This window comes from Mesorhizobium sp. M0208, assembly GCF_040322015.1.
Lineage (GTDB): Bacteria > Pseudomonadota > Alphaproteobacteria > Rhizobiales > Rhizobiaceae > Mesorhizobium.
Genome location: NZ_JAMYSP010000005.1, coordinates 1 through 21,406, shown reverse-complemented (window position 1 = coordinate 21,406; position 21,406 = coordinate 1). Strand labels below are relative to the sequence as shown.

The 21,406-nt window shown below is 61.6% G+C and carries 13 protein-coding genes; 11 read left to right on the top strand and 2 right to left on the bottom strand.

Features of this window, described 5'->3' with window-relative positions; genetic code table 11:
• Positions 1–118 precede the first annotated feature (118 nt).
• The 7 genes from NKJ17_RS07065 (at position 119) to bglA (ending at position 13,180) form a co-directional block, all read left to right on the top strand.
• Entirely contained in the window at positions 119–2,587 is a 2,469-nt protein-coding gene (locus NKJ17_RS07065) for a glycogen/starch/alpha-glucan phosphorylase (RefSeq protein WP_352507576.1), read from the top strand.
• 146 nt (positions 2,588–2,733) lie between these two features.
• Positions 2,734–4,947, top strand: a complete 2,214-nt coding sequence (glgB, locus tag NKJ17_RS07060; RefSeq protein ID WP_352507577.1) for a 1,4-alpha-glucan branching protein GlgB — start codon at positions 2,734–2,736, stop codon at positions 4,945–4,947.
• A gap of 35 nt (positions 4,948–4,982) precedes the next feature.
• Positions 4,983–6,248, top strand: a complete 1,266-nt coding sequence (gene glgC, locus NKJ17_RS07055; protein WP_352687677.1) for a glucose-1-phosphate adenylyltransferase — start codon at positions 4,983–4,985, stop codon at positions 6,246–6,248.
• Positions 6,249–6,251: 3 nt separating this feature from the next.
• Complete coding sequence (gene glgA, locus NKJ17_RS07050) at positions 6,252–7,697, top strand: glycogen synthase GlgA (protein ID WP_352687675.1); 1,446 nt, start codon at positions 6,252–6,254, stop codon at positions 7,695–7,697.
• Between the two features lie 3 nt (positions 7,698–7,700).
• Entirely contained in the window at positions 7,701–9,329 is a 1,629-nt protein-coding gene (locus NKJ17_RS07045; RefSeq protein ID WP_352687673.1) for an alpha-D-glucose phosphate-specific phosphoglucomutase, read from the top strand.
• A 226-nt stretch (positions 9,330–9,555) separates the two neighbouring features.
• Entirely contained in the window at positions 9,556–11,562 is a 2,007-nt protein-coding gene (gene glgX / locus NKJ17_RS07040; RefSeq protein ID WP_352687671.1) for a glycogen debranching protein GlgX, read from the top strand.
• Positions 11,552–13,180 carry a beta-galactosidase BglA gene (bglA, locus tag NKJ17_RS07035; RefSeq protein WP_352687669.1) on the top strand — a complete coding sequence of 543 codons (1,629 nt, stop codon included), beginning with the start codon at positions 11,552–11,554 and terminating at the stop codon, positions 13,178–13,180. The genes glgX and bglA overlap by 11 nt, the downstream gene beginning before the upstream one ends.
• Before the next feature lie 16 nt (positions 13,181–13,196).
• Here the strand turns inward: bglA and NKJ17_RS07030 are convergent, their stop codons facing one another.
• Together NKJ17_RS07030 and NKJ17_RS07025 are read right to left on the bottom strand one after the other, a co-directional pair.
• The gene (locus NKJ17_RS07030) at positions 13,197–14,936 is read right to left on the bottom strand and encodes a pilus assembly protein TadG-related protein (RefSeq protein WP_352687667.1); all 1,740 of its coding nucleotides are present in this window, start codon (positions 14,934–14,936) and stop codon (positions 13,197–13,199) included.
• Between the two features lie 46 nt (positions 14,937–14,982).
• Positions 14,983–15,462 (bottom strand): TadE/TadG family type IV pilus assembly protein, encoded by a 480-nt coding sequence (locus NKJ17_RS07025; protein WP_352479491.1) that lies wholly within the window; start codon positions 15,460–15,462, stop codon positions 14,983–14,985.
• Positions 15,463–15,845: 383 nt separating this feature from the next.
• Between NKJ17_RS07025 and NKJ17_RS07020 the strand changes: the two genes are divergently transcribed.
• From NKJ17_RS07020 to NKJ17_RS07005, 4 genes are all read left to right on the top strand, one after another.
• The gene (locus NKJ17_RS07020; RefSeq protein ID WP_352687664.1) at positions 15,846–17,438 is read left to right on the top strand and encodes a peptide ABC transporter substrate-binding protein; all 1,593 of its coding nucleotides are present in this window, start codon (positions 15,846–15,848) and stop codon (positions 17,436–17,438) included.
• Positions 17,439–17,600: 162 nt separating this feature from the next.
• A complete protein-coding gene (locus NKJ17_RS07015; protein WP_352479493.1) occupies positions 17,601–18,524 on the top strand; it encodes an ABC transporter permease subunit in 924 nt (307 codons plus the stop codon).
• Positions 18,517–19,635: an ABC transporter permease gene (locus tag NKJ17_RS07010; RefSeq protein WP_254819905.1), complete on the top strand. Its 1,119-nt coding sequence runs from the start codon at positions 18,517–18,519 to the stop codon at positions 19,633–19,635. Before NKJ17_RS07015 ends, NKJ17_RS07010 begins: the two co-directional genes overlap by 8 nt.
• A 3-nt stretch (positions 19,636–19,638) precedes the next feature.
• Entirely contained in the window at positions 19,639–21,258 is a 1,620-nt protein-coding gene (locus NKJ17_RS07005; protein ID WP_352687662.1) for an ABC transporter ATP-binding protein, read from the top strand.
• The last annotated feature ends 148 nt before the right edge of the window (positions 21,259–21,406 follow it).

The window sequence follows — 21,406 nt, the reverse complement described above, 5'->3', positions numbered from 1 at the left end:
TTGCCGCAGGGCAACCCGGCTTTCGGTCGACTGAATCGATTGAACATCCTGTGGGATACACTAGCATTGGTAGAGATGGTGAAAGCCGCATGATCCTGGCAACGTCACGAGAGGCAGCATGACGCGCGCGATGACAACCGAAGCTCCTCCGCCCACGCTCGAAAACCCGGATCCCAAGACGCTCGCCGACGAAGTCTTGCAGGCCCTCAAATACAGGGTCGGCAAGGGCACCAACGTTGCAACCCAGTACGATTGGCTTACCGCCTCAATCAAGGTTGTGCGCGACCGCATCGTCGATCACTGGATGCAGGCAACCCAAGAGGCCTACGCCCAGCAGGAAAAGCGGGTCTATTACCTGTCGCTGGAATTCCTCATCGGCCGCCTGATGCGCGATGCCTTCTCCAATCTCGGCCTGATGGACAATATGCGCGAGGCGCTGTCGTCGCTTGGCGTCGACCTCGACATCATTGCAGCGCTCGAACCGGACGCTGCCCTTGGCAATGGCGGTCTTGGCCGGCTCGCCGCCTGTTTCATGGAAAGCATGGCTACCGTCGATATCCCCGCGCATGGCTACGGCATTCGCTATGCCAACGGCATGTTTCGGCAGGAGATTCATGACGGCTGGCAGGTGGAACTGCCCGAGACATGGCTCGATCACGGCAATCCCTGGGAGTTCGAACGCCGCGAGCGCTCCTTCGAGGTCGGCTTCGGCGGCTCGGTGGAATCGATCACCTCGAAGGACGGCAGGCTCGAGCGCCACGTCTGGAAGCCGACCGAACATGTTCTGGCCGTTGCTTACGATACGCCAGTGGTCGGCTGGCGGGCCAATCGCGTCAATACGCTGCGTCTGTGGTCCGGCATGCCGGTCGACCCGATCCTGCTCGACAAGTTCAACGCCGGCGATCACATCGGCGCGCTCGCCGAAAGCAACAAGGCCGATGCATTGTCGCGCGTCCTTTACCCGGCCGATTCCCACAAGGCCGGCCAGGAGCTGCGACTGAGGCAGGAGTATTTCTTCTCCACCGCCTCGCTGCAGGACATCGTCCAGCGTCATCTTAGCCAGTATGGCGACTTGCAATCGCTGCCCGACAAGGCGGCGATCCATCTCAACGACACCCATCCGGCGATCGCCGTAGCTGAGCTGATGCGCCTGTTGATGGATGTCCACGGCATGGATTTCGACCAGGCCTGGAGCATCACCAAGCGCACCTTCGGCTACACCAACCACACGCTGCTTCCCGAAGCGCTCGAAAGCTGGCCCGTGCCGCTGTTTGAGCGGCTGTTGCCGCGCCACATGCAGATCGTCTACGCCATCAACGCCGAAGTGCTGCTCGAGGCGCGCGCCTCCGACCAGTTCTCGGACGAGCAGATCAGCCGCATCTCGCTGATCCAGGAAAATGGCGATCGCCGCGTGCGCATGGGCAATCTGGCCTTTGTCGGCTCGCACTCGATCAACGGCGTCTCGGCCCTGCACACGGAATTGATGAAGGAGACGGTGTTTGCTGATCTCCACAGGCTCTACCCGGACCGCATCAACAACAAGACCAACGGGATTACACCGCGGCGCTGGCTGATCCAGTGCAATCCCGGCCTCACGACACTCACCCGAGGGGCGATTGGCGACGGTTTCCTCGACGACATCGACGAGATAAAGCGGCTTGATCCTTTCGCCGGGGACGCCGCCTTCCGCGACAAGTTCGCCGCCGTCAAACGGGCGAACAAGACGAGGCTTGCCAATCTTGTTGCCGACCGGCTCGGCATCAAGGTGGACCCCTCGGCGCTGTTCGACATCCAGGTCAAGCGCATCCACGAATATAAGCGCCAGCTCTTGAACATTCTCGAAGCGGTCGCGCTTTACGACCAGATCCGCTCACATCCAGAGCGCGACTGGATGCCCCGCGTCAAATTCTTCGGCGGCAAGGCGGCACCCAGCTATCACAATGCCAAGCTGATCATCAAACTTGCCAACGACGTCGCCCGTGTCATCAACCGCGACCCCGCGGTGCGCGGCTTGCTGAAAGTGGTGTTCGTGCCGAACTACAATGTCAGCCTGGCCGAGATCATGATGCCGGCCGCCGATCTTTCGGAGCAGATATCGACCGCCGGCATGGAAGCCTCCGGCACCGGCAACATGAAGTTCGCGCTGAACGGCGCGCTGACCATCGGCACGCTCGACGGCGCCAATGTCGAGATCAAGGAATGCGTCGGCGACGACAACATCTTCATCTTCGGCCTGACCACAGAGGAAGTCGCCGAGCGGCGCAACAATGGTTACGATCCGCGCGCCATGATCGAGGGCTCGCCCGAATTGGCGCAGGCGCTGTCGGCGATTTCATCGGGCGTCTTCTCACCTGACGATCCGGACCGTTATCGCGACCTGATCAACGGTCTTTACCAGAGCGACTGGTTCATGGTCGCCGCGGATTTTGATGCCTACGCCGCCACACAGCGCGACGTCGATGCCGTCTGGCGCAACAGCCCGGACTGGTACGCCAGGGCCATCCGCAATGTCGCCCGCGTCGGCTGGTTCTCGTCCGACCGCACGATCCGCCAATATGCGAAAGACATATGGCACGTGCCCGCCTGATATGATTGCATGAGACCACGGACAATGTGGTCCTAGTGGAGTGGATTTGACCCTCGCATCCTTTGGAGGGTCAGGCGGCATGCGAATGTCGAATTCAAAACTCCACTAGAAACATACACTTGGTGCCCGGGGAGGATCACTGCCTGATGAGCAAGCCGCGCGCGACCGTTGCGACAAGCGGGCCGGACGGACTGGCGCAAACCAGCGATGTCGCGGCGATTGTCGCGGGCACGCACGGTGACCCGTTTGCCGTGCTCGGCGTGCATGAGGCAGGGAAGGGATTTGTCGCCCGTTGCTTTGTTCCTCATGCCGAGTCCGTCACTGCCTATACGCTGACCGGCAAGAAGGCTGGCGAGCTGTCGAGGCGTGACGATCGCGGTTTCTTCGAAGGCAAACTGTCGCTGCGCAAACGCCAGCCGCTGCGCTATCATGCAAGGAATTCCGGCGGTGACTGGTGGCTGACCGATCCATATTCCTTCGGCCCCGTGCTCGGTCCGCTAGACGATTACTATATCGCCGAAGGATCGCATCTCAGGCTGTTCGACAAGCTCGGCGCCCATCTCATCGACCATGAAGGTGCATCGGGCGTACATTTTGCGGTGTGGGCGCCCAATGCAAGGCGTGTCTCGGTGGTCGGCGACTTCAACGAGTGGGACGGCCGCAGGCATACCATGCGCGTCCGCCGCGACACCGGCATCTGGGAGCTATTCATTCCCGACATCGGCGCTGGCCGCCCGTATAAGTACGAAATCATCGGGCCAGATGGCGTGAGATTGCCGCTCAAAGCCGATCCGTTCGCCTTCAAGTCCGAACTGCGCCCGGCCACCGCCTCGGTGACGGCTTTGCCGCCGGCGCATGAATGGGGTGACGAGGCGCACCGGAACTACTGGCGCAATGCCGACCACAGGCGCGAAGCCGTATCGATCTACGAGCTCCATGCCGGGTCATGGCGGCTTCACGACGACGGCAGCTTTCTGTCGTGGGATGAGCTCGCCGACAGGCTGATCCCGTACGTGGTCGAGACCGGTTTTACCCACATCGAATTCATGCCGATCTCCGAACACCCTTATGACCCGTCCTGGGGCTACCAGACGACGGGTCTTTATGCGCCGAGCGCCCGCTTTGGCGATCCGGACGGTTTTGCCCGCTTCGTCGACGGCGCCCACCGTGCAGGCATCGGCGTCATCCTCGATTGGGTGCCGGCGCATTTCCCTGTTGACGAACACGGTCTGGCAAAGTTCGACGGTACCGCGCTCTACGAACATGCCGATCCGCGCAAGGGCTTCCATCCCGACTGGAACACAGCGATCTATAATTTTGGGCGCCGCGAAGTGATTTCGTTTCTGGTCAACAATGCGCTGTTCTGGGCCGAGAAATATCACGTCGACGGACTGCGCGTCGATGCGGTCGCCTCGATGCTTTATCTCGATTATTCGCGCAAGGCCGGCGAATGGATCCCCAACGAGAAGGGCGGGCGCGAAAACCTCGAGGCGGTCAGCTTCCTGCAGCGTATGAACAAGGAGGTCTACGGCCACCATCCGGGCGTGATGACCATCGCCGAGGAATCGACCTCGTGGCCGAAAGTCTCGCAGCCAGTGCATGAAGGCGGGCTGGGCTTCGGCTTCAAGTGGAACATGGGCTTCATGCACGACACTCTGGAGTATTTCTCCAAGGAGCCGATCTTCCGCAAGCATCACCACAACGACATCACCTTCGGCCTGGTCTACGCCTTCAGCGAGAATTTCGTGCTACCGCTGTCCCATGACGAGGTGGTGCACGGCAAAGGCACGCTGCTCAACAAGATGGCCGGCGACGACTGGCAGAAATTCGCGACGCTGCGCGCCTATTACGCCTTCATGTGGGGTTATCCCGGCAAGAAGCTGTTGTTCATGGGCCAGGAGTTCGCGCAGCGCCGCGAGTGGAGCGAGGCGCGCGCGCTCGACTGGAACCTGCTCGATTTCCGGCTCCACCGTGGCGTCTGGCAGACGGTGCGCGACCTCAACTATCTCTACCGCTCGCGCCCGGCGCTGCATGCCCGCGACTGCGAGCCGGAGGGCTTTTCCTGGCTGATCGTCGACGACAGCGCGAACTCGGTCTTTGCCTGGCTGCGCAGCGCGCCAGGCGGCAACCCGGTCGCCGTCATTTCCAACTTCACGCCGGTGCCGCGCGACAATTACCGCGTGCCGTTGCCGCAGGCCGGAAAATGGCGCGAGATCATCAACACCGATGCCACGGATTATGGCGGTTCCGGCATGGGCAATAGCGGCGGCGTCGAGGCTCAGGCGGAAGGAGGAGGCATTTCGGCGACGATGCTTTTGCCGCCGCTGTCGACGATCATGCTCGAATTCGTCCCGGACTGAGCTATGTCTGGAGTATCTAACCTGGGAGGATAAGAATGGCTGAAATAAAACGAACACAGCCGCTGGCACGCGACGCCATGGCTTATGTGCTGGCCGGCGGCCGTGGCAGCCGGCTCAAGGAACTGACCGACCGCCGTGCCAAGCCGGCGGTCTATTTTGGCGGCAAGACCCGCATCATCGATTTCGCGCTCTCCAATGCGCTCAATTCCGGTATCCGCCGCCTCGGCGTCGCCACCCAATACAAGGCGCATTCGCTGATCCGCCATCTGCAGCGCGGTTGGAACTTCCTGCGGCCCGAGCGCAACGAGAGTTTCGACATCCTGCCGGCCAGCCAGCGTGTGTCGGAAACGCAATGGTACGAGGGCACCGCCGACGCCGTTTACCAGAACATCGACATCATCGAGGCCTATGGGCCGGAATACATGGTCATCCTGGCCGGCGACCATGTCTACAAGATGGACTACGAAATGATGCTGCGCCAACATGTCGAGGCCGGCGCCGACGTCACCGTCGGCTGCCTCGAAGTGCCACGCATGGAAGCTACCGGCTTCGGCGTCATGCATGTCGATCCCAAGGACACCATCATCTCCTTCATCGAAAAGCCAGCCGATCCGCCGGGCATTCCCGACAAACCGGATTTTGCGCTGGCCTCGATGGGAATCTATGTGTTCAAGACCAAGTTCCTGATGGAGCAGTTGCGTCGCGATGCGGCAGAGCCCGGCTCGAGCCGCGACTTCGGCAAGGACATCATCCCCTACATCGTCGAGCACGGAAAGGCGATCGCCCATCGCTTCGCCAAATCCTGCGTGCGCTCGACCGCCGAGAACGAGGCCTATTGGCGCGACGTCGGCACGGTCGACGCCTATTGGGAAGCCAATATCGACCTGACCGACATCACGCCGGAACTCGACCTTTACGACCGCGATTGGCCGATCTGGACTTATGCCGAGTTGAAGCCGCCGGCAAAGTTCGTGCATGACGAGGATGGCCGCCGCGGGTCGGCCGTGTCGTCTCTCGTGTCGGGCGATTGCATCGTTTCGGGCGCTTCGCTGAAGCGAAGCCTGATCTTCACCGGCGCGCGCATCAATTCTTATTCAATACTGGAGGAGGTCGTCATGCTGCCCGACGTCCATGTCGGCCGCAACGCCAGGCTGAAGCGCGTAGTCATCGATCACGGCGTCAGGATTCCGGAGGGGCTGGTGGTCGGCGAGGATCCCGTCCTCGACGCCAAGCGTTTCCGCGTTTCGGAAAAAGGCATCTGCCTGGTCACGCAGGACATGATCAACAGGCTGGGATCGTAGTGCATGCAGGTTCTGTCGGTGGCGCCCGAGATCTTTCCGCTGGTCAAGACCGGAGGGCTCGCCGACGTAACCGGCGCCTTGCCCATGGCATTGGCCGGCAAGGGCGTCACCATGCGCACGCTCGTCCCCGGCTACCCGCAGGTGATGGGCGCGTTCAAGAAAAAGAAGGCGGTTCAGCAATATCCGCTGCTGCAGGGCGGCAGGGCGTCGGTGCACGCCGTCCAGATCGCCGGCCTCGACCTGTTCGTGCTCGACGCGCCGCATCTTTTCGACCGCCCGGGCGGTCCATACGGCAACGCGACCGGCGCCGACTGGCCGGACAATTGGCGGCGATTCGCTGCCTTGAGCCAGGTAGGCGGCGACATCGCCGGGGGCTCCATCTCGGGCTACCTGCCCGATATCGTCCATGCCCATGACTGGCAGTCGGCAATGACGCTCGCCTACATGCGCTACGGCAAGGCGGTCGGCACGCCGTCGATGATCACCGTGCACAACCTCGCCTTCCAAGGCCAGTTCGGCGCCAGCATCTTTGGCGAGCTTGGCCTGCCGGCGGCGGCGATGGCGCTCGACGGCGTCGAATATTACGGCGGCGTCGGCTTCCTCAAAGCCGGCCTGCAGGCCGCCTGGGCGATCACCACGGTCAGCCCGACCTATGCGCAGGAAATCCGTTTGCCCGAATTCGGCATGGGCCTCGACGGCCTGATCAACATGCGCTCCGTCGATCTCCATGGCATCGTCAACGGCATCGATACCGAGATATGGAACCCGGAAACCGACAAGCATCTGGTCTCCAACTACACGGCAAAGACGCTTAAGGCACGAATGCCCAACAAGGCCGCGGTCGAGGACCGTTTCAGCCTCGATCGCGATGACAGCCCGATCGTCTGCGTCGTCAGCCGGCTGACCTGGCAAAAGGGCATGGACATATTGGCTGCGGCCGTCGACGGCATCGTCGCGGCAGGTGCACGGCTGGCAATCCTTGGGTCTGGCGACGCTGGGCTGGAAGGCACGTTGCTTGCCGCCGCAGCCCGCCATCGTGGCCGCATCGGCGTCGTCGTCGGCTATGACGAGGGACTCTCCCACACCATGCAGGGCGGCTGCGACGCCATCATCATCCCGTCGCGCTTCGAACCTTGCGGGCTGACGCAGCTTTACGGCCTGCGCTATGGCTGCGTGCCGGTCGTCGCGCGCACCGGCGGCCTTGCCGACACGGTCATCGATGCCAACGAAGCCGCCATCTCTGCCGGCGTGGCGACCGGCTTCCAATTCGCGCCCGCCAATGCCGGCGCCTTGCTGCACGCCGTCCGCCGCCTTGTCGAGGCGCATGCCAATCCCGCGGTGTGGACGTCGATGCAGCGGCAAGGCATGAAGGCCGACGTTTCGTGGGACAAAAGCGCCGAAAAATATGTTCAACTCTATCGCTTGCTGCTTTCGAAAAGGGCTGCCTGACTGATGATCCGCACCGTCGCCACCAAACCCTATCCCGACCAGAAACCCGGCACCTCCGGGCTGCGCAAGAAAGTCCCGGTGTTCCAGCAGGAGCACTATGCCGAGAACTTCATCCAGTCGATCTTCGACGCGCTGGATGGATTCGATGGCAAAACCCTGGTGATCGGCGGCGACGGCCGCTTTTATAACCGCGAGGTCATCCAGAAGGCCATCGCCATGGCCGCGGCAAACGGCTTCGGCAAGGTGATGGTCGGGCAGGGCGGCATCTTGTCGACGCCGGCCGCTTCGCATGTAATCCGCAAATACAAGACCTTCGGCGGCATCATCCTGTCGGCCAGCCACAATCCGGGTGGCCCACATGAGGATTTCGGGATCAAGTACAATGCCGGCAACGGCGGCCCGGCGCCGGAAAAGCTGACCGACGCGATCTTCGAAAAAACCAAGGCGATTTCAAGCTTCAAGATCGCCGATATCGGGCCGGTCGACATCGACACGATCGGCACGATCACGGCGGCTGACATGATCGTCGAAATCATTGATCCGGTTGCCGACTATGCCGATCTGATGGAAAGCCTGTTCGATTTCGAGGCCTTACGGGCGCTGTTCAAATCGGGCTTCCGCATGCGCTTCGATGCCATGCATGCGGTGACCGGCCCCTACGCCAAGGAGATCCTCGAAAACCGGCTCGGCGCGCCGAATGGCACCGCCCGCAATTTCATTCCGCTGCCGGATTTCGGCGGCCACCATCCCGATCCCAATCTGGTGCATGCAAAACACCTCTACGACGAGATGATGGGCCCGGATGCGCCCGACTTTGGCGCTGCCTCTGATGGCGATGGCGACCGCAACCTGATTATCGGCAAGGGCATTTTCATCACCCCGTCGGATTCGCTGGCGATGCTCGCCGCCAACGCCCATCTGGCGCCGGGCTACAAGGCCGGGCTGAAAGGCATAGCCCGTTCAATGCCGACCAGCGGTGCTGCCGACCGCGTCGCCGAAAAGCTCGGCGTCGGCATCTATGAAACGCCGACCGGCTGGAAATTTTTCGGCAATCTGCTCGACGCCGGCATGGCGACGATCTGCGGCGAGGAGAGTGCGGGGACCGGCTCCAACCATGTACGCGAAAAGGACGGCCTGTGGGCGGTGCTTTTGTGGCTCAACATCCTTGCCGTGCGCGGCGAAAGCGCCAAGCAGATCGTCACCCAGCATTGGGCAGCCTACGGCCGTAACTACTATTCGCGGCACGATTACGAGGAGGTCGAGACCGACCGTGCCAATGCGCTCGTCGACGAACTGCGCGCCAAGCTCGGCTCGCTGCCTGGCACCAGCGTGCGCGGCATGACGATCGCCAGCGCCGATGATTTCGCCTATCACGATCCGGTCGACGGCTCGGTCAGCAAGAACCAAGGCATCAGGGTGTTGTTCGAAGGTGGCTCACGCGTCGTCTTCCGCCTGTCCGGTACCGGCACCTCGGGCGCGACACTGCGGCTTTATGTCGAGCGCTACGAGCCGGACACGAACCGCCACGATCTCGACACCCAGGAAGCGCTTGCCGGTCTGATCGCGGCGGCCGACGACATCGCCGGGATTCGCAGCCATACCGGCCGCGCCAAGCCGAGCGTGATTACGTGACTTTGGTTGACAGCCGGCCGTCTGAGTTCGGCCTGCGTTGCGAGGCTCCCCCTTCTCCCCTTGTGGGAGAAGGTGGCCGAGCGAAGCTCGGTCGGATGAGGGGTGTTCCAGCTTGGCGCACACCTTTGCTCAAATCGCCCATGCCTCGTTTCTTCCAGCACCCCTCATCCGTCTCGGCGCTGCGCGCCGATCCACCTTCTCCCACAAGGGGAGAAGGAGACGCCGTATGAGCCAACTCGGCGCAACCATCACCAAAGAAGGCATCCGCTTCGCCGCATGGTCCTCGTCGGCTCGGCGCATCTGGGTCTCGATCTTCGACCAGCGCGGCAACCGCGAAATCGACCGGCTGCAACTCCAGTCGGAAGGCGAGGGCGTGCACGCGCTTTTTGTTGCCGGTCTCGCCGCCGGCAGCCGATACGGGTTCCGCGCCGATGGCGACTACGCGCCGGAGCAGGGCCTTTGGTTCGATCCCGACAAGATGCTGGCCGATCCCTACGCCGTCGAGGTCGACAGGCCTTATGCCTATGACGGCCGGCTGGCCGCGCGGCGGGGCGAGGGGGCCGATACCGCGCCGCTGATGCCGAAGGCGATTGCCGGCGCCTTGCCGGAACCCTGGCCCGCCTTGCCGCCGCTGTTTCGGCCCGGCGGCCTAATCTACGAAGTGCCGGTACGCGCCTTCACAAAGCTGCATAAGGACATCCCCGAGAAACAGCGCGGCACCATTGCAGCTCTCGCTCACCCCCTTGTTGTAGAGCATCTGCAAAAACTCGGTGTTGCAGCCGTTGAGTTGATGCCAGTGACGGCAGCGATCGACGAACGGCATTTGCCGCCGCTCGGGCTGCGCAACGCCTGGGGTTATAATCCCGTGACCTTCATGGCGCTCGATCCGCGACTGGCGCCCGGCGGTCTGGCCGAGTTGCGCGGAACGGTCGCCGCGCTGCGCGAGGCCGGCATCGGCACCATTCTCGACCTGGTGTTCAATCACACCGGCGAAAGCGACCGGCTCGGCCCGACATTGTCGCTGCGCGGCCTAGACAGCCGCGCCTACTACCGGCACGAGGCCGACGGCGCTCTGGTCAATGACACCGGAACCGGCAATACGGTGGCCTGCGACCATCCGGTCGTCCGGGACATGGTCCTCGACACGCTTCGCCACTTTGTCCAGCGCGCTGGTGTCGACGGATTCCGCTTCGACCTGGCGCCGATCCTCGGCCGCGGCGACGGCGTTTTCGACGCCGATGCGCCGCTGCTGAACGCCATTCGCAACGACCCTGTTCTTGGCGACCGGGTGCTGATCGCCGAGCCTTGGGATGTCGGACCGGATGGCTATCAGCTCGGCAATTTTCCGCCGCCCTTCCTAGAATGGAACGACAGATACCGTGACGATATCCGCCGCTTCTGGCGCGGCGACGGCGGCATGATCGGTGCGCTGGCGACGCGGCTTGCCGGTTCGTCCGACGTCTTTTCCAAAGCAGGCCAGACAGCGAGCCGAAGCCTCAATTTCATCGCTGCGCATGACGGCATGACGCTGGCCGATATCGTTGCCTACGAGCACAAGCACAACGAGGCCAATGGCGAACAGAACCGCGATGGTCACGATGACAACCTGTCCTGGAACAATGGCGTCGAGGGTCAGACGGATAACCAGTCAATCGTTACGGCCCGTTTCGATGACCAGTGCGCGCTGCTGGCGACGCTCTTTGCCTCGCGCGGCACGATCATGCTGACGGCCGGAGACGAGTTCGGCCGCACGCAGCGCGGCAACAACAACGCTTACGCGCAGGACAATGACATTACCTGGCTCGATTGGTCCGGGCGCGACCGGGCGCTGGAGCGGTACACGGCTCTGCTCGCCAAGATGCGTCGTGCCGCGCCGGCGCTTTCGGACACCAGGTTCCTGACCGGAGAACTGCCGGCCGGCTCGCAAATACCTGACGTCGTCTGGCTGACGGAAACCGGCGTGCCGCTGGATGAAGCAGCCTGGCACGATGCCAGGCGGCACCGGCTGGTCATGGTTCTCGGTAGCGGTGAGAACAGTCGCCTTGCGGTGGTCATCAACGGCGACCGCCGGGCCTGCGTGTTCACGCTGCCGGAACGGGCGGGTTTTCACTGGCGCCCAGCCATCGAAACGGACACTGGCGACATCTCACGGCCGGTGCCTGGGCGAACGGTCATGTTCATGATTGAACACTGGGCCGGGCAGGAGCGCGCAGGGGGAAGCTATGATGGCTGACAATGCCGAATGGTGGCGCGGCTGCGTCATCTACCAGATTTACCCGCGCTCCTTCCAGGACACGACAGGCGACGGCAGCGGCGATCTCAGCGGCATCACCTCGAGGCTGGCCCATGTCGCATCGCTCGGGGTCGACGCAGTCTGGCTGTCGCCTTTCTTCAAGTCGCCAATGGCCGATATGGGTTACGACGTTTCGGATTACTGCGCCGTCGATCCGATGTTCGGCACATCAGAGGACTTCGACGCGCTGGTTGCCGAGGCACACCGGCTCGGCCTGAAGGTGATCATCGACCAGGTCCTGTCGCACTCATCGGATCGGCACGAATGGTTCGTCGAAAGCCGCACGAGCCGCGACAACCCCAAGGCCGACTGGTACGTCTGGGCCGATGCGAAGCCCGACGGCACCGCCCCCAACAACTGGCTGTCGCTTTTCGGCGGCCCGGCCTGGGAATGGGACGCAACGCGCAGGCAATATTACCTGCACAATTTCCTCGCCTCGCAGCCGGACCTGAATTTCCACAACCCGCAGGTGCAGGACGCCTTGCTGGAAACGGTGCGGTTCTGGCTCGAGCGCGGCGTCGACGGTTTCCGGCTGGATACGGTCAACTATTACGTCCACGACCGCTGGCTGCGCAGCAACCCGCCTTTGGCGGAAAGCGTCGCCGGCTCCAATACGGCAACCAGCCCCTATCTCTATCAGGAGCATCTGTTCGACAAGAGCCAGCCGGAAAACCTTACTTTTCTCAAGCGCTTCCGGGCCTTGCTTGACGAGTATGAAGGCCGCGTCGCTGTCGGCGAGATTGGCGACGAAACTCGTTCCTTGCAGACACTCGCCGCCTATACCGGCGGTGGCGACAAGCTCCAAATGTCCTACACGTTCGATCTGCTCGGCCCGCAATTCTCGGCGTCGCATGTGCGTGGCTGTGTCGAGGCCTTCGAGAGTAAGGTGTTCGACGGCTGGGTTTGCTGGGCGTTCTCCAACCACGATGTCGTGCGCCACGTCAGTCGATGGACAAGGCCGGGCGGCGATCCGGACAGGGTGGCGAAATTCTCGATCGTGCTGCTTTCCTGCTTGCGCGGATCGATCTGCCTTTACCAGGGCGAAGAACTCGGGCTGGAGGAGGCCGAACTGGCGTTCGAGGATTTGCGCGATCCCTTCGGCATCCGCTTCTGGCCGGCAATCAAGGGGCGGGACGGGTGCCGAACGCCGATGGTCTGGGAGGCTGTCGCCGACAATGCCGGCTTTTCAACCGGCAAGCCGTGGCTTCCGGTCCCGGCAAGCCATCGCGCCCGGGCGGTCGACGTCCAGAATGGCGAGCAAACCTCCGTCCTGGCGAGCTACCGGGCGATGCTGGCCTTGCGCAAGCAGCATCCGGCGCTGGTTCGAGGCTCGATCCGGTTCCTCGATGCCGAAGGCGACGTCCTTGCTTTCATTCGCGAAGGCGGTGACGAAAAGCTGCTGTGTGTCTTCAATTTCGCCGACGAGCCGGCCGGCTGGCAATTGCCACCGGATCTGGAAGCGATTGAGCCGAGAGATCTTGGCGGTGCTGCCGGCGTCTTGCAGGAAAGAACTCTGTCGCTGCCGCCGCTGGGCTGCTTCTTCGGCCAGATCGGCTGAGCTCTATTTCATCATCTCATTGAACAAGCACGGAGCGCCCGCAAGTCGCGCCGACAACCCGCACATCGGCCTCGCCGACATGCACGCCGACCGCCGCAAGCACGTTGTAGACCAGTGCGTCGACCGGCGCCGTCACGCCGTTCAGAACCGTTACCACCGCCGGCTTAACCGTTCCGAGCAGGGCCGTCACGTCCAGCCCGAGGCCCAGTGCATTGACGGAGAGCGAGAGGCCACTGACCAGCGATGTCGTGAGCGATTGCGTCAGGTTTTTTGTGGCGGCAGTTTTTATCGTCTTGTTGGCGATATCGGTGCTGTCGAAGGTCAATGTGGTCGGATCGTTGTTGGTGATAGCAAGTGATGAAGAACCCTTCACATCAAGCAGATTGAGGGTTAGCAGCAGAAGCTTCACGCTTACCTGGGCAATCGTGGTGTCGGAGAACGATTGCGGATTGCTGAAATCGGCGAAGGCCGATGGATTGTTGTCTGCGTCGCTGGCGGCAAGGTGCAGCGAGGCCACGCCAGGCTGCGCGGCGATCGAGACCTTGATGCTATCCGGCCGGCCCGTCGGGCAGCTGATGTCAGTCAGCTTGGCTTCCGCATAGGCGACTTCGACATGCAGAGGCAGATTGACGGACAGCAGACTGATGCCGCCGCCGAGATTGGAATTGCCGATGCCGACTGTGGTGACCAGCTTGATTCGTGTCTGCGCGGTGCGCACCACGGTGCCTTTTTCACCTACAGCCAGCCAGGGTGAATATTGCAACGGTTCACCGATGGCGATGGCGAGCGTAGTGGAGGTAAGTCCCGGAATAGTGGCGCCGAGATCGACCTGGACCTGGTTTGAGCCATTGGCCAGCGAGGCGGCGGCACCCAGCATGCCCATCGCGCTTGCGTCGACGGAAAAGCCGGGAGACTTTTGCCCGAGGCCGAGCTTACCGATCGGGCCAAGATCGATAAGATGACTGAGGGGTATCTTGACCGTGTTCGTGGCCCTTGACGCGATCGTCTGCAGCACAAGTTTGCTGGCGCTGCCCGACCCGGACGCATTGGCCATGGCGGTCGCGATCTGGCCTACCGTCGCTTTTGACGCCAGCACGTCGGCATAGCTGACACCTGTCAGTTGCAACTGTACGGCGAGGGCATCGACGAACGAAAGCACGTTGACGTCGGCCGAGATCAGCGCGTTGTAGTCCATGACGCTGAGCGAGATGTTGCCGCCCAGCAACTTGCTTAGAAGCGCGTTAAGGATGCCGCCATTGACGCTGAGAAGCCTGGATCCGACCGAGAACATCGCTTGCGGGGTCACGCTGGCAATGGCTTCGGTGCCGATAACCGGAGTAGGGATGAGCGAACTGGCGAAATACCGGGCGGGGATTTTGTGCAGAGTGACGCGAACGGCGTTGTACGGCGTTTTACCGGCTTCGAAGCGCTTGTCGACACCAACGGAGGAGGCCGCTGAGTATCGACCGCCGGTGACGGACACGACGGTTTTCCCAGCCGTGGGGACGATTGTCTGACCTGGCTTTTGAACAATGATGCCGGGCATTCGGTTGTCACTGAGCGTGGTTACTGCCGCGGCTTCCATATTGTTGATGTTCGACGCCGCGGTGATCGCCGCCAGATCCGTCATCGCCTGGGCTTCCCTACGCTCCGTGTAGATCGAACCTTCGTCGACAGCGAAGGCCGCCAGCCCCAGCGCAAACGGTGCTATCAGGGCCGTCATGACGGCAAAGTTCGCCTTCACGTCGCCAAACATCGATCGTGCAATCCGGCCGATGCCCCTCAGCAAGAACTGCGACATTTCAAATGCCTCCAATCCTGATGGTCGACCTGCGTGAGATCGTGGTTTGCGGCATCGCAAGGCTTGGTAACAGGTTCCAGATCGGCAGGTTGCTGGCATCGTACTGGATCGACACGACGAACTGATTTCCGTCGGCCGTGCTGTCCGTCGCCTGATAGGTCAGCTTGCCGGAATCGACGAACGGGTATCCACTGGCATTGTTTTTGACGAAACTCGCCACCAGCGCCTGGCGCTCGGTTTGGTTCAATCCGGCAATCGCAGTGCGGGCGGCATCGGCGGCGATCTGCTGTAAGGAGTTGCTTGCACCAAAATAGATACCATATGCAACCATTCCGAGCAGGAGCAGGATGAAGACCGGTGAAAGCAGGGCAAATTCGATCGCGGAAGTTCCGGACTCATCTCCAATTTTGCGTAGATTTGTCCTTATTCGACACGTGTTTTTTGCCGCTAATGAGACAGCTTTACTGTCTGTCTTATCCATTGCCCTTGTCCACGGAACTTAAGAGGGATGTGCCGAACCCGTCCAAATATGTAACCCGTGGTTGACTAAGAACCAATTAAGACATTCCCGCAAACTGAAATGATCCGCCAGCTTATCTCCCACGCACGGGCGTTTTCTGGGCGATGAAACGCAGCCAAGCCCATGGTTCGATCATTGATTGGCCGTTCGCAAGGCGACTATCCCGGCGCCTTACTTTGGGTGACCCCGAGAGACTGTTGAAATAAAAAATCTCCACGTTACTGTTTGGCCACCAGCTGCCGGAAAGGGAACCGGCTGCGCGCTCGAAAGGAACCAGCCAATCGGTTTCGGGGCGTCAACGCTTAGAGACGTGGCTGAAGGGCGACGTCATTAGGGAGAACTCCATGTTGAAACATGTGCTGAAGGCGACGGTACTCGCCACGACTATGGCCTTGGCCGCCGGTACGTTCTACACGCCGGCTTTCGCCGAGACCGTCTACAACCGCGGAGCCGCCGCCGAAGCGGAGACGCTCGATCCACACAAGACCTCGACGGTCTACGAAGCCGATATCATACGCGACCTGTTCCAGGGCCTCGTCATGCATGACCAGAAGACGAACCTCATTCCGGGTGCCGCCGAAAGCTGGACGGTCTCCGACGACGGCACTGCCTACACCTTCAAGCTGCGCAAGGACGGCCTCTGGTCGGATGGCAGCCCGGTGACGGCGGACGACTTCGTTTATTCGTTCCGTCGGCTGGAAGATCCGGCCACCGCTGCCGAATACGCTTCCATGCTCTATCCCGTGAAGGGTGCCGAGGAAGTCAACACCAAGAAGGGCAAGCCGGAGGATATGGGCGTCAAGGCGATTGACGCAAATACTCTCGAAGTCACGCTCAAGGCGCCAACGCCTTACTTCCTGGAGATGCTGACCCATCAGGCGACCTATCCGGTTAACAAGGCGTCCATCGAAAAGCTTGGCGCCGACTGGATCAAGGCAGGCAAGCTGGTCTCCAACGGGGCCTTTACAGCGGCGGAGTGGATTCCCAACGACCATCTGAAGCTGGTCAAGAATCCGAAATTCTGGGACGCCGCGAGCGTCAAGTTCGACGTGGTCAACTACATCCCGACCGAGGATCGCTCGTCTGCGATGAAGCGGTTCGAGGCCGGCGAACTCGACAGTTACGGTGACCTGCCGACCGAACAACTCGCCGATCTCAAGGCCAAATTCGGCGACCAGGTCCGCGTCGGGCCATATCTCGGCATCTACTATTATGCGATCAAGACCGACAAGGCGCCGTGGGACAATGTCGAACTGCGCAACGCCATCTCTATGGCGATCGATCGCGACTTCCTGGCCGAAAAAGTCTGGCAGAATTCGATGCTGCCCGGCTATTCGATGGTACCTCCGGGCATCGAAGGCTACACGCCGGCACTGGCAAAATACGCCGACATGCCGCAGATCGACCGCGAAGATGAAGCCAAGAAAATCCTGGAGAAGCTCGGCTATACGCCCGAGCATCCGCTGAAGATGCAGATCCGCTACAACACTTCGGAGAACCACAAGAACACCGCTGTCGCCATCCAGGAACAGCTGAAGCCGCTCGGCGTCGAGGTCACGCTGCTCAACACCGACACCAAGACCCACTACTCCTTCCTCGAGCAAAAGGGTGACTATGACGTGGCGCGTGCCGCCTGGATCGCCGACTACAAGGATCCGGAGACCTTTCTCGGCATCTCTCGCAAGGCCAGCGGCAACAACTATTCGGTTTACAACAGTCCGAAATTCGAGGCAGCCATGGACGAGGCGGCCGCCGCGGGCGGCAAGCCCGAAGAGCGTATGAAGAAACTCGCCGAAGCCGAGCGCATGCTCGTCGACGATGTCGGCGAGATCCCACTTCTCTACTACAGCTACCACGATATCGTTTCCTCGAAGCTGCATGGCTTCGACGACAATGTGATGGACATCCATCCGTCCCGCTTCATCAGCAAGGACTGATCCTTCGCTGGGCCGCCGCGCAACTCAATGCGCGGCGGCGCTGGTTTGCTATCGCATCGGCCCGGGAACCGGAATAGATTTTCGGCAATGTCGGTGCGAAGATTTGAAGGCTAGAGCGCAATCGTCCAGCTGGACGCGCGCTCTGGATCAAGCGGGGCACCGATGCTGCGTTACGTATTCCGGCGGCTTCTGACCGCCATTCCGACGCTGTTCGTCATCGTGACCATAGCGTTCTTCCTGATACGTGTCGCGCCGGGCGGCCCGTTCAACCAGGAGCGGGGTCTGAGCCCCGAGATCAGGGCCAATCTCGAAGCCCAGTTCGGCCTCAATGATCCGCTCTGGTTGCAGTACGTCCACTATCTGGGCAATCTTCTGCGCGGCAATTTCGGTCCCAGCTACAACATGCCGGATTTTACCGTCGGCGAGTTGTTCAGGGAGGGCCTGCCGATCTCGATCCAACTCGGCGCTTCGGCACTCGTTCTGGCGCTGCTGCTCGGCAGCGTGCTCGGCACTGTTGCGGCGCTCAACCAGAATAAGCTTGCCGACTATTCGGTGATTGCGCTGGCGACCGCCGGCAGCACCATTCCGACCTTCGTCATCGCCCCGGTAATCCAGCTTGTATTCGGATTGACCTGGAAGCTGCTGCCGATCGGTGGCTGGGGCGATGGAGCCCTTATCAACAAGGTCGGCCCGGTACTGACGCTCGCTCTGCCGCAGATCGCCATCGTTGCCCGCCTGATGCGCGGCTCGATGATCGAATCGCTGCACTCGCATCACATCCGTACCGCGCGCGCTCTCGGCCTGTCCGACTGGTCAGTCGTCGTCAAGCATGCGCTGCGCGGCGCCATCCTGCCGATCGTCTCCTTTACCGGTCCGGCAGCTGCAGCCCTTCTCACCGGCTCGATCATCGTCGAGACCATCTTCTCTATACCGGGCATCGGCCGCCATTTTGTCGTTGCAGCGCTCAACCGCGACTACACTCTGGTTATGGGGACGGTGGTGGTCATCGCGCTCTTCACCATTGTCTTCAACCTGATCGTCGACGTCCTCTATGGGGTCGTCGACCCGAGGGTGCGCTATGACTGATATCGCAGTTGCCGCACCGGTCGTCGGCCGGTCCCTGTGGGGTGACGCCTGGGCGCGCCTCAAGGCCAATCGCGCGGCCATGTTCAGTCTGTATTATCTTGCCTTCATCACCGTCATCAGTGTGTTTGGGCCCTATTTCGTGCCGCACCAGTATACCACCATCTATGCCGACTATGTGCGCACGCCGCCGAGCTTCTCCGCCTATCCGCAGGCCGACATGATCGAAGGCGCTCTCGATGAGGCGATCAGGCGTATGCGCGTCGACATCAAGGATTGGCGGCAGGAGGGCAGCCGTGTGTTCGTTACCGTCAGATCGTCCAAGCCGATCGACGACCGCAACATTCGCTACCTTGATCGTTCCGATACCTTCGATGACACAAAGATCGAGAGCAAATCGCCGGATGGTCTCGAAATGGTGATGAGTGCCTCGATCAAGCAGCAATATTTCCTGTTCGGTACCGACAACACCGGCCGCGATCTGCTGTCGCGAACGCTGATGGCCGGGCGCATATCGCTGGCCATCGGATTGCTTGCCGGCATTGTGGCCGTGGTCATCGGCGTGCTCTACGGCGCCACCGCAGGCCTTGCCGGCGGCAGGGTAGACGAGGTGATGATGCGTGTCGTCGACGTGCTCTATTCTTTGCCGTTCATCTTCTTCGTCATCATGCTGGTTGTGTTTTTCGGCAGGAACTTCGTGCTGATGTTCCTGGCCGTCGGCGCGGTGCTGTGGCTCGACATGGCGCGCATCGTGCGCGGACAGGCGCTGTCGATCCGTCGGCAGGAATATGTCCAGGCGGCGGAGGCGATGGGCGTCGGCCAGCGTGGCATTTTGCTGCGCCACGTTATCCCCAATTTGCTCGGGCCGGTGGTGATCTACATGACGCTGCTGGTGCCGCAGGTCATCATCCTGGAAAGCTTCCTGTCGTTCCTCGGACTCGGCGTCCAGGAGCCGATGACAAGCTGGGGCGTGCTGATCTCAGTCGGCGCCCAGAACATCGGCTCGGCCAACTGGCTGCTTCTGTTCCCGGCCTTCTTTCTCGTCTCGACGCTGTTCGCGCTGAATTTCGTCGGCGACGGCCTGCGCGACGCACTCGACCCGAAGGATCGTTGAGAGATGGCTGCTTCCGAAACCATCCTCAGCGTCAAGGACCTTCGGGTCCGCTTCCGCACCCTCGACGGGGTGGTGGAGGCGGTGAAGGGCATCAATATCCACGTCAAATCAGGCGAGACCGTCGCCGTCGTCGGCGAATCCGGTTCCGGCAAGAGCCAGACGATGATGGCGGCGATGAGCCTGCTCGCCTCGAACGGCGAGGCCACCGGCACAGTCGATTATCGCGGCCGCAATCTTTTGACCTTGAGCAAGCCCGAGCTCAACAAGATCCGCGGCCGCAAGATCAGCATGATCTTCCAGGAGCCGATGACGTCGCTCGACCCGCTCTATTCGATCGGCAACCAGTTGATCGAGCCGATCCGCAAGCATCGCGGACTTGGCGCCGCCGCGGCGCGCGAGGAGGCGCTCAAGCTGCTGCGGCTGGTCCATATTCCCGATCCGGAGCGGCGGATGAAATCCTACCCGCACGAGTTGTCGGGCGGTCAGCGCCAGCGTGTCATGATCGCCATGGCGCTGGCCAACGACCCCGACATACTGATCGCCGACGAGCCGACGACCGCGCTCGACGTCACCATCCAGGCGCAGATCCTCATGCTGCTCGCGGAATTGCAGCGCAAGCTCGGCATGGCGATCGTTTTCATCACCCACGATCTCGGCATCGTCCGGCGCTTTGCCGATCGGGTCTATGTGATGCGCTATGGCGAGGTGGTCGAGGAGGGCGAGGCGGAAGCGATCTTCGCCAACCCGCAGCACGCCTACACCAAGATGCTACTTGCCGCCGAACCGACCGGCACCAAGGCGCCGCCGCCGCCGAATGCCCCTGTCCTGCTTGAAGGCAGGAACGTCGAGGTGACCTTCAAGATCGGCGGCGGATTTCTTGGCGGCGAGCCGCTGCTGCTGCGCGCCGTCGATCGCATTTCGATACGGCTGAAGCGCAACCAGACGATCGGCATCGTCGGCGAATCCGGCTCGGGAAAATCGACGCTCGGCCGCGCCTTGCTGCGGCTCCTGCCCAGTGACGGCATCGTCCGGCTTGGCGACCGCGACATTTCACACGCCGACCGCCAGGCGATGCGGCCGCTGCGGCGCGAATTACAGCTGGTCTTCCAGGATCCATTCGGCTCGCTGTCGCCACGCATGACCGTCGGCCAGATAATCACCGAGGGGCTTCTGGTCCACGAGCCCAATCTGTCGGGCAGGCAGCGCGATCTCCGCGCGGTCGACGCCTTGCTCGAAGTCGGGCTCGACCCGAACACGCGTAACCGCTATCCGCATGAATTCTCCGGCGGTCAGCGGCAGCGCATCGCCATTGCGCGCGCCATGATACTCAAGCCTAAAGTGGTGGTGCTGGACGAGCCGACCTCGGCGCTGGACCGCTCCGTGCAGAAGCAGATCGTCGAATTGCTACGCAAGCTGCAGGCCGACCACGAGCTGTCCTATCTGTTCATCAGCCACGATCTCGCCGTCGTGCGCGCCATGGCCGACTACATCATCGTCATGAAGCAGGGCAAGATCGTCGAGGAGGGACCGGCCGAGGCGATCTTCAGCAATCCGCAGGCAACCTACACACAGACACTGATGGCCGCGGCCATCGATGTCACGCGATTTCGCCTGAGCGCATAGCGCGATTGGTCAGAACTGCGGCGGATAGTGGTTGTTTCGGGAACAAAAACAGCTAAGCCGCTGTTGAGCGGCCCGAGACATAGGTGACGATTTGTACCGGACACATAGGTAACACTTTTCGGTTTTTGCCGGGAGGTGTTGATGCCGT